The following is a 12,146-nucleotide window of genomic DNA, read 5'->3' as shown; positions in this document are numbered from 1 at the left end:
GCGGTTGACGCATCATGCGTTCCGAAATACGTCTTCAGAGGCAATTTTGACGCCCGCAGACTGAGCTCCATCGATACCGACCGCCCGGCGGTCCCTCACGGAGCCTGTGTGACTTCTCCCTCGACATCTGCGCGCACGCTGTTCGACAAGCTGTGGGAACGGCATGTCGTCCACGCGCGCGACGACGGCCATACCCTCATCTATATCGACCGGCATTACGTCGGCGACGACCTGCCGCGCGACACGTTCGACAGTCTCGCGCGCAAGGGGCTGCGCGTGCGGCGGCCGGAGGCGACGTTCGCGATGGCCGACCACTACGCATCCTCGCGCGGCCGCACGATTGCCGACGTCGTCGATGCCGAACGGCGCGAACTGGTCGAGCGGCTGATTCACTTCACACGTGAGCAGCGCGTGCCGATGTTCGCGCTCGACGATCCGCGTCACGGCATCGTGCATGTGAGCGGCCCCGAGCAGGGGCTGACGCTGCCGGGCATGACGGTCGTGTGCGGCGACAGCCATACGTCGACGCATGGCGCGCTCGGGGCATTCGGCTTTGGCATCGGGGCATCGGAAGTCGCGCATGTGCTCGCGACGCAGACGCTGTGGCAGCGCCGTCCGGCGACCATGCGCGCGTCGTTCACGGGGCGCCTCGCCGCCGGCGTCACCGCCAAGGATCTGGCGCTCGCCATGATTGCGCAGATCGGCGTGGCGGGCGGGGTGGGGCACGTGGTCGAGTACGCGGGCGAGACCGTCGACGCGCTCTCCGTCGAAGCACGCATGACGCTGTGCAACCTGTCGATCGAGGCGGGGGCGCGCGCGGGCCTCATCGCCCCCGACGACAAGACGTTGGCCTGGCTGCACGGCCGCGCGTTCGCGCCGAAGGGCGCCGCGTGGGAGGCGGCCGTCGCCGGCTGGCGCGCATTGCGCACCGACCCCGGCGCGGCATTCGCGCGAGAGGTGTCGCTTGACGCGGCACGGGTCGCGCCCATGGTCACCTGGGGCACCAATCCGTCGCAATCGACCTCGATCGCGGGCTCGATCCTCGATCCGGCGGATATCGGCGACGCCGCGCAGCAGGAACGCACGCTCGCCGCGCTCGACTATATGGACTTGCGCCCCGCGCAGCCGATCGAGGGCATCGCGATCGATCGCGTGTTCATCGGCTCCTGCACCAATGGCCGCCTGGAAGACCTGCGCGCCGCGGCGGACGTGCTGGGCGGGCGGCGCGTGCGCGTTCCCACGCTGATCGTGCCGGGTTCGCGCGCGGTGCAGAACGCGGCGGTGGCCGAAGGTCTCGACCGGATTTTCGTGGCGGCCGGCGCGCAGTGGCGCGAGCCCGGCTGTTCGATGTGCCTGGCGATCAACGGCGACGAAGGCCGCGCCGGCGAGCGCATCGCCTCCACGACCAACCGCAATTTCGTCGGACGCCAGGGGCGTGGTGTCCGCACGCATCTCATGAGCCCCGGCATGGCGGCAGGCGCCGCCGTGACGGGATATATCGTCGACTATCGGGAGCTGCTGCGCGATGCAACCGTTGACCACGCTTGACGCCGTCGCGGTGCCGCTGCCCGCCGCCGACATCGATACCGACCAGATCCTTCCGGCGCGCTTCATGCATGCGCGACGGACCGATTACGGGCGCTACTTCTTCCACGACCAACGGTTCGATCCGCAATCCGGCGCCGTACGCCCGGAATGCGCGCTGAACCGCGCGGGCTACGCGCATGCGCAGATCCTCGTCACCGGTCCGAATTTCGGCTGCGGCTCGTCGCGCGAACAGGCGGTGCACACCTTGCTCGACTTCGGCATTCGCGCCATCGTCGGGACGACGTTCGGCGACATCTTCTTCAGCAACTGCCTGAAGAACGGCGTCCTGCCGATCCGCGCCGATGCCGCCTTTGTCGCGCACGTGAGCGCATGGCTGGCCGAAGGGCCGGGCGCGCGCGTCAAGGTCGATCTGCCCGCGCAACGGGTGGTCGCGCCCGATGGCACGACGATCGCGTTCGAGATCGACGCATTTTCAAAAGAAGCGCTTGCAGGCGGTCTCGACGAGATCGATGTCACGTTGCGCCTGCGCGAGAAGATCGACGACTTCGAACGCCGCCACGGTCCCGGCCGGACCTAGCCGGAATTCGGACAGCAAGTCCGCACGACCCCGATTCACAGACTGAAATTAACATAGGAATACGAATGAAAATCGCAGTGCTCCCCGGAGACGGAATCGGCCCGGAAGTGACGGCCCAGGCGCTCAAGGTGCTGGGCGTGCTCCAGAGCGAAGGCATGCCGCTCGAATTCGAGCACGCGCTGATCGGCGGCTGCGCCTACGACAGCACCGGCCACCCGCTGCCGCAAGCGACACGGCAGCTCGCGGTCGAAGCCGACGCGATCCTGTTCGGCGCCGAGGGCGGCTTCGAATATGAAACCTTGCCGCGCGGACTGCGTCCCGGCGACGCGTTGCTCGCGTTGCGCCAGGAGTTGCAGTTGTTCGCGAATTTCCGGCCCGTGGTCGCGTACCCCGAGTTGCTCGGCGCCTCGCCGCTGAAGTCGGCGCATATCGACGGGCTGGACCTGTTGATCCTGCGGGAACTCACGGGCGACCTGTACTTCGGCAGCCCGCGCGGCGTGGCGGTGGAGAACGGCTTGCGCGTGGGGGTGAACACGATGCGCTACGACGAAGCGGAGATCCGGCGCATTGCGCACGTCGCGTTTCGCACCGCGCGCAAGCGCCAGTCGCGCGTGTGCTCGGTCGACAAGGCGAACGTGCTGGAGTCGATGGAGTTGTGGCGCGAGGTGATGGACGAGGTCGCGACCGGCTATCCCGACGTCGCGCTCGAACACCTCTATATCGATGCCGCTGCGATGTCGTTGCTGCGCGCCCCGCGGCATTTCGACGTGATCGTGACCGGCAATCTGTTCGGCGACATCCTCTCCGATGAGGCGTCGATGCTCACGGGCTCGATTGGCATGTTGCCGTCGGCGTCGATCGGCGAGGGCACGAAGGGGCTTTACGAGCCCGTGCACGGGTGCGCGCCCGATATCGCCGGGAAGGACATCGCGAATCCGCTGGCCTCGATCCTCTCCGCGGCCATGATGCTGCGCATGAGCTTCGACGCTGACGCGGCCGCCACGCGTATCGAGCGGGCCGTGCGGCGCGTGCTGGCGTCCGGCTATCGCACGGCGGACATCGTCGAGCCGGGCACGAAGCGGGTCGGCACCGCGCAAATGGGCGATCTCGTTGTCGCCGCCATGTCCTGAGGCGCGCATGCGTGTCGTGGAAAACGGGAGAAAGGAGGCCGGCATGAACAAGGAACGCAAACCGCTGGTGCGATTCCGTGGCGTAGGCAAGAGCTACGACGGCATCAACCGGGTGGTCGACGGGCTCGACCTCGACATTTACGAAGGCGAATTTCTGTCGCTGCTGGGGCCGTCGGGGTCCGGAAAAACGACCTGTCTGATGATGCTCGCGGGTTTCGAGTCGCCGACCGAAGGCGAAATCTGGCTGGGCGACACGCTGCTGAATGTCACGCCGCCCCACAAGCGCAACATCGGCATGGTGTTCCAGAACTACGCGCTCTTTCCGCACATGACGGTCGCGCAGAACGTCGCGTATCCGCTCACGGTGCGCAGGATGGGGGCGGCAGAAAAGCAGACCGCCGTGGGGCGGGCGCTGGACATGGTGCAGATGAGCCAGTACGCCTCGCGTCTGCCGGCAAGCCTGTCGGGCGGGCAGCAACAGCGTATCGCGCTTGCACGGGCGCTGGTGTTCAACCCGCGTCTCGTGTTGATGGACGAGCCGCTGGGCGCGCTCGACAAGCGGCTGCGCGAGCACATGCAGATCGAACTGAAGGATCTGCATGCCACGCTCGGGCTGACGTTCGTGTATGTCACGCACGACCAGAGCGAAGCGCTCACGATGTCCGATCGCGTGGCGGTGTTCGACGCCGGGAAGATCCAGCAGATCGACCGTGTCGATGCGTTGTACGAAACACCGGGCAACGGTGTCGTCGCGAACTTTGTCGGGGACAACAACGTCTTTGTCGGCCGCCTGCTGGCGCTCGACGGCGAACGGGGCGAAGTCGGTCTGCCGGGCGGCGAAGTGCTCGTGGGGCGGGTGATCGGCGCGCCGCGCGTGGGCGACACGGTGCGCGCCTGCGTGCGTCCCGAGCGGATCGCGCTGGGCGACGAGGCAGGCGTGGAGGGTGGGGCCGCAGTGGCCAACACGATGCGGACGCGATCGGAAGGGACGCTGTATTTCGGCGACCACGTCCGGTTCCGCTTCTCGCTGGCCGGGCAGGATTCGGGGTTCGTCAAGGTGCCGCTCGACGACGCGGGCCTGGGCGGCATAGGGAACGGCGACGCAGTCGTGCTGCGTTTCGCCGAACGACACGTGCGGATCTTCGCATAACGCTTTTTTCAATCTAATCGGGGTGGACATCATGCGTAATACTCAATGGATCGGTGCCGTGGCGGTTGCCGTTGCCCTTCAATCGCTTTCCTGCGGCGCCTTCGCGCGGCCGCTCGCCGTCGTCAACTACGGCGGCACGCTGGCCGAGGCGCAGCAGAGCGCGTTCATCGCGCCGTTTCAGGCCGCAACCGGCATCGACGTGACGGCGTCCTCGTATTCGGGCGAACAGGCGAAGGTCAAGGCGATGGTGGATGGTCAGCAAGTTAGCTGGGATGTCGTCGAAGTCGAATCGACCGACGTCGGCCGCGGCTGCGACAGCGGCCTGTACGAGCACATCGACTGGTCGAAGATCCCGCAAGGCGCTCAGCTCAACGCGGCGGCAAAGACGCGCTGCGGCGTGGGGATATTCGCGTGGGCCAATACGTTCGCGTACAACTCGAAGCTGCTCCAGGGCACGCCGACCAGTTGGGCGGACTTCTGGAATACGCAGAAATTTCCGGGTAAGCGCGGCATGCGCAAGACCGCTCGCGGCAACCTCGAATTTGCGCTGATGGCCGACGGCGTGAAGCCTGCCGACGTCTACAAGGTGCTCGCCACGCCGGAAGGCGTCGACCGCGCATTCCGCAAGCTCGACGCGTTGCGCCCCAGCATCCAGTGGTGGGATGCGGGCGCGCAACCGGCGCAGTTCCTCGTTTCGGGCGACGTCGCCATGTCGACTGTCTTTAGCGGACGCATCATCACGGCGCAGAAGGCGGGGCAGCCGCTCGACCTCGTCTGGAACGGCGCGATCTCCGACTACGACTACTGGGTCATCCCGAAAGGCTCGGCGATGAAGGACGACGCGCTGAAGTTCATCAACTACTCGATCGGCGCCGATCAACAGGCTGCGTTTCTCTCGAAGCAGCCGGGCGGACCGGCCAATGCCCAGACGCTCGCGAAGATGTCGCCGGCGCAGCTCAAGAATCTGCCGAATACGCCGGAGCATGCGAAGGTCGGCGTCGTGAACGACCGTGAGTTCTGGGACGAACACGGCGATGATCTCGACCAGCGCTTCGCCGCCTGGGCCGCGCGCTGAACGGATGGCTGCCATGTCGAATCCGTCGGGCGCTACAGAGTTGGGAACGGTGGTCAACGGGGCGGCGCGCCCGCCCGCAGCCGCCCGTCCGCGCGCCGCGAAGGTGGCGCGCTCGCGTGGCGATGTGGGCGGGGCGCTGTTGCTGATCGCGCCGCTCGCGTTGTTCATGCTGGTCTTTTTCGTCGTGCCGATTGCCAGCCTGCTGACGCGGGCCGTGTGGGACCCGTCGGTGGCGGTGGCGTTTCCAGGCACGGCTCGCGCGCTGGCGAACTGGGACGGCGCGTCGGCGCCGCCTGCCGCGGCGTTCGGCGCGTTGGCGGCCGATATCGTCGCGGCCGACGATGCCGGCACGCTTGGCGACGCGACAGAGCGGCTCAATCGCGACGCGCCCGGCATGCGACTGTTGCTGTTGCGCGCACGCCGCCATCTGGATCATCTCGCCGAAGGCGCGGGCCAGCCCGCCGCGCCGCGCGACCCCGCCGCCGTGCAAGCGGATCTGATCCAGTACGATCCCCACTGGGGCGAGGCGCCGGCATGGCGCGCCATTGCGCGCGCGGTGCGTCCGCTGACGGCTGCCTACGCGCTGCGCGCCATCGACAGTCATCAGGATGCCGAAGGACGTATCGCCATGTTGCCGCCCGATCAGCGGGTCTTTCTGCCGATACTCGGGCGCACGTTCGGGATCAGCGCGGTCGTGACGGCGCTGGTTGTCGTATTCGGCTTTCCGCTCACTTACTGGTTGAGCAGATTGCCGGCGGCGCGCCAGCGACTCATGCTGATGGCGGTGCTGATTCCGTTCTGGACGTCGATTCTCGTGCGCATTGCGGCCTGGATGGTCGTACTGCCGCGCGAAGGCGTGATCAACCGGCTGGCGCTCGCGATGCACATCGTCGACACGCCGCTCGACCTCATCTACAACCGCACGGGCGTTGTCATTTCGATGGTGCACATCCTCATTCCGTTCATGGTCTTGCCGCTGCTCGCGGTGATGCGCGGCATTCCGCTAACTTACCAGCGCGCCGCCGTTTCGCTCGGCAGCCATCCGTTCGGCGCGTTCTGGCGCGTGTATGCGCCGCTCACCGCGCCCGGCGTCGCAGCCGGTGCGCTGCTCGTGTTCGTCAGCGCGCTCGGTTACTACATCGCGCCCGCGCTGCTCGGCGGAGCGGGGGACCAGATGCTCAGCTATTACATCGCCTGGTTCACCAACACGTCGATCAACTGGGGCCTCGCCGCCGCGTTGAGCGCGCTGCTGCTGATCGCGACCGCGTTGCTGTTCGTCGTCTACCGGATGCTCATGGCCGGGCGCCGGCACCTGTTCGGGGAGGCGGCGACGTCATGAGACTCATGCCCGCTTTCGAGCCATCGGTCGGCTTGCCCGAGAAAGTCTGGTACGTCGCGCTGCGCGTGCTTTGCTACGGACTGCTTGCGTATCTCGCGCTGCCCATTGTCGCGCTGGTGCCGCTGTCGTTTTCGGCGGACTCGTTCCTCGTCTACCCGGTGTCGCACTGGTCGCTGCACTGGTATCGCGTCCTGTTCACCTCCGACATCTGGTGGCGCGCGATCCGCAACAGCTTTATCGTTGCGCCGAGCGCCACGGTGCTCGCCACCGTACTCGGCACGCTTTGCGCACTCGGCCTCGACCGTGCGAGCTTTCCGGGCAAGCGGCTGCTGACCGCGGTGATGCTTTCGCCTCTCGTTGCGCCGCTGGTCGTGGTCGCGGTCGGCATGTATCTGTTCTACATGAAGCTGCACCTGGCGGGGACCTTCGTCGGGCTCGTCATCGCGCATGCGCTGCTGGGCGCGCCGTTCGTGGTGACCACGGTCGGCGCGGTGCTCAAGGGCTTCAACCGGTCGCTCGTCAACGCGAGCCTGAGCCTCGGCGCCGGACGCGTGGAAACGTTCTTCCGCGTGACGCTGCCGCTGATCCTGCCCGGCGTGCTCTCGGGTGCATTGTTCGCCTTCGCCACCTCGTTCGACGAAGTCGTCATCACACTGTTTCTCGCGGGCCCGGACCAGGTCACGATTCCACGGCAGATGTTCAGCGGCATTCGCGACAGCATCACGCCCACGATCGTTGCGTTGGCCACGATCCTCGTGCTGTTCTCGACCTCGCTGCTGGTGCTGGGCGAATGGCTGCGCCGCAAAAGCGCCGCCGCCCGCTGACGCCGCAGTCGCATTCTTCGATCTGCGCAGCCGTCGTTTGCCCGTGGTCTTCGGCGAACGATGGCTGACCGTCGATACCGCCCACAGCCGCTTCACCCGCACCTCGCGACACCACGCCCACCTCGTCCAGTAGCCGGTCATGCCCGGCGCTGCGTCAACCGCGTTCCCCGCAAGCCCTTATCGTTCGCAACCCGCGCGAGCGCACGACGTCGCGCCCGTTAGTAACGCACAAGTTCGAATTCCGCCAGTTGCAGGCATCAGCGGGGAAACCCTAATTCAAATGCTTGTAACGCTACACGTAACATTATTAAAAATAACGTTATTGATGTAATTCGTCGATCAAGACAAAAGATATCGATAGCAACACTAGCCGTACACGTTCCCGCTCACTGAGATTAGTCATGGCTGAAACCCACCCGCGCAGCCCCTGCGATGCGCCGCCCCCGCTGCTCGAGATGCGCAATATCGGCAAGACGTTTTCCGGCATGCGCGCGCTGCGCGACGTCCGCCTCGACGTGCGGCGCGGCGAAGTTCACGCGCTCATGGGCGAAAACGGCGCGGGCAAATCGACGCTCATGAAGATCCTGAGCGGCGCCTATCAGGCCGACGCGGGCGCGCAGATCCTGCTCGAAGGCAAGCCCGTGGCGATCCACGGACCGCAGGCCGCGCGCGATCTCGGCATCGCCGTGATCTATCAGGAGCTAAGTCTCGCGCCCAATCTCAGCGTGGCCGAGAACATTCACGCGGGGCGGGAGCTTCGCAAGCGCGGCTGCCGCTGGCTTGCGGACCGCGCGGCCATGGAGCGTGCCTGCGCCGACGTGCTTTCGCGTCTGGGGGCGCGCTTCGGCCCGGCCACCCGCGTGGGCGAACTCACGATCGCCGAGCGACAACTCGTGGAGATCGCGCGCGCCATGCTCGCCAACGCGCGCATTCTCGTGATGGACGAGCCCACCACGCCGCTCTCCACGCGCGAAACGGACCGGCTTTTCGCGCTGATCCAGCGCCTGCGCGAAGCGGGCATGGCGATCATCTACATCAGCCACCGCATGGCCGAGATCTATGCGCTCTCCGACCGCGTTTCGGTGCTGCGCGACGGCAGCTACGTCGGCACGCTGGAGCGCGCCGAGTTGTCCGAAGCGCGGCTCGTGAAGATGATGGTGGGCCGCGATCTTTCGGGCTTCTATCGAAAGGCGCATCGCTTCGCGGGCGACGCGCCGGTGGCGCTCGCGGTGCGTGATCTCGCGGACGGCGCGCGCGTGCACGGTTGCAGTTTCGTGCTGCACGAGGGCGAGGTGCTTGGGCTGGCCGGGCTCGTCGGGGCGGGCCGCACCGAGCTGGCGCGGCTTGTCTACGGCGCGCGCAAACGTTCGGCGGGCACAGTCGAGGTGGCGGGAGGCAAGCCGCTCCAGCCGCGTTCGCCGCGCGATGCGATCCGCGCCGGTGTGGTCTACCTCACCGAAGACCGCAAGGGCGACGGCCTCTTTCTCGACATGAGCGTGCACGACAACATCAACGTGATGATCGCGGGGCGCGACGCGCGCGCGGGTGTCCTCGATCGCCGCAAGGCGGCGGGCCGCACGGGCGCGGCGGTGGATGCGCTCGCGATCCGCGTGGCGCGAGCCTCGGCCAACGTGGGCTCGCTCTCGGGCGGCAACCAGCAGAAGGTGCTGCTTTCGCGGCTGCTGGAGATCCGTCCGCGCGTGCTGATTCTCGACGAGCCCACGCGCGGCGTCGACATCGGCGCGAAGTCGGAGATCTACCGGATCATCGACCAGCTCGCGCGCTCGGGCGTGGCGATTCTCGTGATTTCGAGCGAATTGCCCGAGGTGATCGGCGTGTCCGACCGCGTGCTCGTGATGCGCGAGGGCACGATTGCCGGCGAGCTGGCAGGCGAGGGCGCGATCAGCCAGGAAGCCATCATCGAACTCGCCACGGGGTCGAGCGCGGACGCCGCCAATCGCTCGCCCGCTCGCGCGGCTGCCTGACGTTCACCTCATCACCCGCATCCTTCCCCGCCGGAGCATCCCCGGCGCGACGCCATTGCTTCACCGCCCCGACAACGGCCCTGACAACGGCCCCGACAACGACAACACGGAGACGACATGACCCAACTCACCCTGAACCCGGACGGCCCCGGCGCGCAACCCGCGAACGGCGGCGCGCCGAACCGCCGCCGCACGCGCCTGCGCTCGCTCGCGCGCACGGCCGGCATGCTGCCCGTGCTCGTGCTGCTGTGCATCGGCTTTGGCCTTGGCAACGGCGAATTCCTCACGATGCAGAATCTGTCGATCGTGGCGCAGCAGGCGTCGATCAATGTCGTGCTCGCGGCGGGCATGACCTTCGTCGTGCTCACCGGCGGCATCGATCTTTCGGTGGGCTCGGTGCTGGCCGCCGCGGCGGTGGTGGCCATGCTCGTTTCGAACGCGCCCGGCTGGGCGTGGGCCGCGATTCCCGCCGCCTTGCTGCTGGGCGGCGTGCTGGGTGTGGCGAACGGCGGTCTGATCGCGCTGCTGCGCCTGCCGCCGTTCATCGTCACGCTCGGTTCGCTGACCGCGGTGCGCGGCGTCGCGCGCGTGCTGGGGCACGACACCACCGTGTTCAATCCGCAATTGCCGTTCGCGTTCATCGGCAACGATTCCATTGCGGGCGTGCCCTGGCTCGTCGTGATCGCGGCCATCGTGATCGCGGTTTCGTGGTTCGTGCTCAGGCGCACCGTGCTCGGCCTGCATATCTACTCGGTGGGCGGCAATGCCGAGGCGGCGCGGCTGGCCGGCATCAAGGTGCGCTCGATCCAGATTTTCGTCTACACGGTTTCCGGCCTGCTGGCGGGGCTTGCCGCCGTCATGTCGGCCGCGCGCCTCTACGCGGCCAACGGTCTGCAACTCGGCCAGTCGTACGAACTCGATGCCATCGCCGCCGTGATCCTCGGCGGCACCAGTTTCGTGGGCGGCGTGGGTTCGATCGTCGGCACGCTGGTGGGCGCGCTCATCATCGCGGTGCTCACGAACGGTCTCGTGCTCATGGGGATCTCGGATGTGTGGCAGTACATCATCAAAGGGCTCGTGATCATCGGCGCGGTGGCGCTCGACCGCCTGCGCCAGCAGGGCTCCGCGCGCACCTGACTATCTGAATCAGTACGCAAACAAATACCCACACGAGCGCATGCCGCGCTCGCTTCAACACCCGCTTTCCCATTCAACGAGGAGACGTATTCATGTTCAGGAAGACCCTGATTGCCGCCAGCGTTGCCATTGGCCTGGCGGCCACGGCCAGCACGGGCGCCCATGCCGAGGGCAAGCCGCTTCGCTCGATCGGCATCACCGTCAACGATCTTGGCAATCCTTACTACATCACGCTCATCAAAGGCGCCCAGGCGAAGGCCAAAGAGATCAATCCCAATGTCCGCGTGACGACGCTGGGCGCGGACTACGACCTGAACAAGCAGTTCACGGAGATCGACAACTTCATTGCCTCGCACGTCGACATGATCGTCTTGAATGCCGTCGATCCGAGGGCGATCGAGCCCGCCGTGCGCAAGGCGAAGGCGGCGGGCATCGTCGTGGTGGCCGTGGATGTCGCGGCAGCGGGGGCCGATGCAACGGTGCAGACGAACAACGTGCAGGCGGGCGCGCTCTCGTGCGGCTATCTCGCGAGCCGGCTCAACGGCAAGGGCAACGTGATCATCGAAAACGGGCCGCCCGTCTCGGCGGTGCTGGACCGCGTGGAAGGCTGCCGGTCCGCGTTCGCGAAGCATCCCGACATCAAGGTGCTCTCCGACGACCAGAACGCGAAGGGCTCGCGCGACGGCGGCATGAACGCCATGCAGGGCTACCTCACGCGGTTCCAGAAGATCGACGCCGTGTTCGCGACCAACGACCCGCAGGCGCTCGGCAGCGACCTTGCGGCGAAGCAGTTGCGCCGCAAGGGCATCGTCCTCGCTTCGGTGGATGGCGCGCCCGATGTCGAGGCGGCGCTCAAGAGCGCGGACAGCTCGATCGCCGCGTCGGCGAGCCAGGACCCGTGGGCGATGGCGCAGCAGGCGGTGACGCTCGGCTACGGCATCATGAACGGACACAAGCCGGCCAATCCGGTCGTGCTGATGCCTTCCACGCTGGTCACGCGCGAGAACGTGGCGAGCTACCAGGGCTGGTCGTCGCACTGAGCGGCGGCTTGCGCGTCGCGCGCTACGCTACAAGCTCGACCGATGGATACGATGCAACGCGAACGAAACCGGGCCGCTGCCGCCGCCAATGCAGACGATGCGTCTGTCTGGCGGTGGTTGTCGGCCTTGCTGGAGGAGCGCCGCATCAAATGGCGATACAGCTTCCACACCTGTGTCGTGACCGTCGACCGACGGCAGACCGCCACGGCATGCAGTTTTGACAGCGCGATACGACTGGCGAAAATCGCGGCAGAGGAAGGCGGCGTCTCGCCGCAGGCATGCGGATTGAAGGCACACGCTAAAGACAAAAACTGAAGGCAAAAGCCAGGGGCCCGTGAACC

Annotated in this window: 11 protein-coding genes; all 11 read left to right on the top strand. The window is 66.8% G+C overall.

Features of this window, described 5'->3' with window-relative positions; genetic code table 11:
* The first annotated feature begins 108 nt into the window (after positions 1–108).
* The 11 genes from leuC to C7402_RS32000 all read left to right on the top strand — a co-directional run bounded on the left by leuC (position 109) and on the right by C7402_RS32000 (position 12,120).
* Entirely contained in the window at positions 109–1,548 is a 1,440-nt protein-coding gene (gene leuC / locus C7402_RS32050) for a 3-isopropylmalate dehydratase large subunit (RefSeq protein WP_244314993.1), read from the top strand.
* A complete protein-coding gene (leuD, locus tag C7402_RS32045; RefSeq protein ID WP_116613519.1) occupies positions 1,526–2,125 on the top strand; it encodes a 3-isopropylmalate dehydratase small subunit in 600 nt (199 codons plus the stop codon). The genes leuC and leuD overlap by 23 nt, the downstream gene beginning before the upstream one ends.
* 65 nt (positions 2,126–2,190) lie before the next feature.
* Positions 2,191–3,255: a 3-isopropylmalate dehydrogenase gene (gene leuB / locus C7402_RS32040; protein WP_116613518.1), complete on the top strand. Its 1,065-nt coding sequence runs from the start codon at positions 2,191–2,193 to the stop codon at positions 3,253–3,255.
* A gap of 43 nt (positions 3,256–3,298) precedes the next feature.
* A complete protein-coding gene (locus C7402_RS32035) occupies positions 3,299–4,405 on the top strand; it encodes an ABC transporter ATP-binding protein (protein ID WP_116613517.1) in 1,107 nt (368 codons plus the stop codon).
* A 31-nt stretch (positions 4,406–4,436) separates the two neighbouring features.
* Positions 4,437–5,480 carry an ABC transporter substrate-binding protein gene (locus tag C7402_RS32030; RefSeq protein ID WP_116613603.1) on the top strand — a complete coding sequence of 348 codons (1,044 nt, stop codon included), beginning with the start codon at positions 4,437–4,439 and terminating at the stop codon, positions 5,478–5,480.
* 13 nt (positions 5,481–5,493) lie between these two features.
* Positions 5,494–6,819 carry an ABC transporter permease gene (locus C7402_RS32025; RefSeq protein WP_116613516.1) on the top strand — a complete coding sequence of 442 codons (1,326 nt, stop codon included), beginning with the start codon at positions 5,494–5,496 and terminating at the stop codon, positions 6,817–6,819.
* A complete protein-coding gene (locus C7402_RS32020) occupies positions 6,816–7,643 on the top strand; it encodes an ABC transporter permease (RefSeq protein WP_116613515.1) in 828 nt (275 codons plus the stop codon). The genes C7402_RS32025 and C7402_RS32020 overlap by 4 nt, the downstream gene beginning before the upstream one ends.
* A gap of 401 nt (positions 7,644–8,044) precedes the next feature.
* Complete coding sequence (locus C7402_RS32015) at positions 8,045–9,628, top strand: sugar ABC transporter ATP-binding protein (protein WP_244314992.1); 1,584 nt, start codon at positions 8,045–8,047, stop codon at positions 9,626–9,628.
* A 117-nt stretch (positions 9,629–9,745) separates the two neighbouring features.
* Positions 9,746–10,765, top strand: coding sequence for an ABC transporter permease subunit (locus C7402_RS32010; protein ID WP_116613514.1), 1,020 nt, complete (start codon positions 9,746–9,748; stop codon positions 10,763–10,765).
* A 92-nt stretch (positions 10,766–10,857) separates the two neighbouring features.
* Complete coding sequence (locus tag C7402_RS32005; RefSeq protein WP_116613513.1) at positions 10,858–11,805, top strand: ABC transporter substrate-binding protein; 948 nt, start codon at positions 10,858–10,860, stop codon at positions 11,803–11,805.
* Positions 11,806–11,847: 42 nt separating this feature from the next.
* Entirely contained in the window at positions 11,848–12,120 is a 273-nt protein-coding gene (locus tag C7402_RS32000; protein ID WP_224040943.1) for a hypothetical protein, read from the top strand.
* Positions 12,121–12,146 lie beyond the last annotated feature (26 nt).

It is taken from the genome of Paraburkholderia unamae (assembly GCF_003096875.1).
GTDB classification, from domain to species: domain Bacteria; phylum Pseudomonadota; class Gammaproteobacteria; order Burkholderiales; family Burkholderiaceae; genus Paraburkholderia; species Paraburkholderia unamae.
This window is presented reverse-complemented; position numbering and strand designations above follow the sequence as displayed.

What these genes read in the sequence shown, in the direction of transcription:
- C7402_RS32020 (WP_116613515.1), top strand. Translation starts at nt 6,816, where the DNA reads ATGAGACTCATGCCCGCTTTCGAGCCATCGGTCGGCTTGCCCGAGAAA.
- leuD (WP_116613519.1), top strand. Translation starts at nt 1,526, where the DNA reads ATGCAACCGTTGACCACGCTTGACGCCGTCGCGGTGCCGCTGCCCGCC.
- C7402_RS32010 (WP_116613514.1), top strand. Translation starts at nt 9,746, where the DNA reads ATGACCCAACTCACCCTGAACCCGGACGGCCCCGGCGCGCAACCCGCG.
- C7402_RS32015 (WP_244314992.1), top strand. Translation starts at nt 8,045, where the DNA reads ATGGCTGAAACCCACCCGCGCAGCCCCTGCGATGCGCCGCCCCCGCTG.
- C7402_RS32030 (WP_116613603.1), top strand. Translation starts at nt 4,437, where the DNA reads ATGCGTAATACTCAATGGATCGGTGCCGTGGCGGTTGCCGTTGCCCTT.
- C7402_RS32000 (WP_224040943.1), top strand. Translation starts at nt 11,848, where the DNA reads ATGGATACGATGCAACGCGAACGAAACCGGGCCGCTGCCGCCGCCAAT.
- leuB (WP_116613518.1), top strand. Translation starts at nt 2,191, where the DNA reads ATGAAAATCGCAGTGCTCCCCGGAGACGGAATCGGCCCGGAAGTGACG.
- C7402_RS32035 (WP_116613517.1), top strand. Translation starts at nt 3,299, where the DNA reads ATGAACAAGGAACGCAAACCGCTGGTGCGATTCCGTGGCGTAGGCAAG.
- C7402_RS32005 (WP_116613513.1), top strand. Translation starts at nt 10,858, where the DNA reads ATGTTCAGGAAGACCCTGATTGCCGCCAGCGTTGCCATTGGCCTGGCG.
- C7402_RS32025 (WP_116613516.1), top strand. Translation starts at nt 5,494, where the DNA reads ATGTCGAATCCGTCGGGCGCTACAGAGTTGGGAACGGTGGTCAACGGG.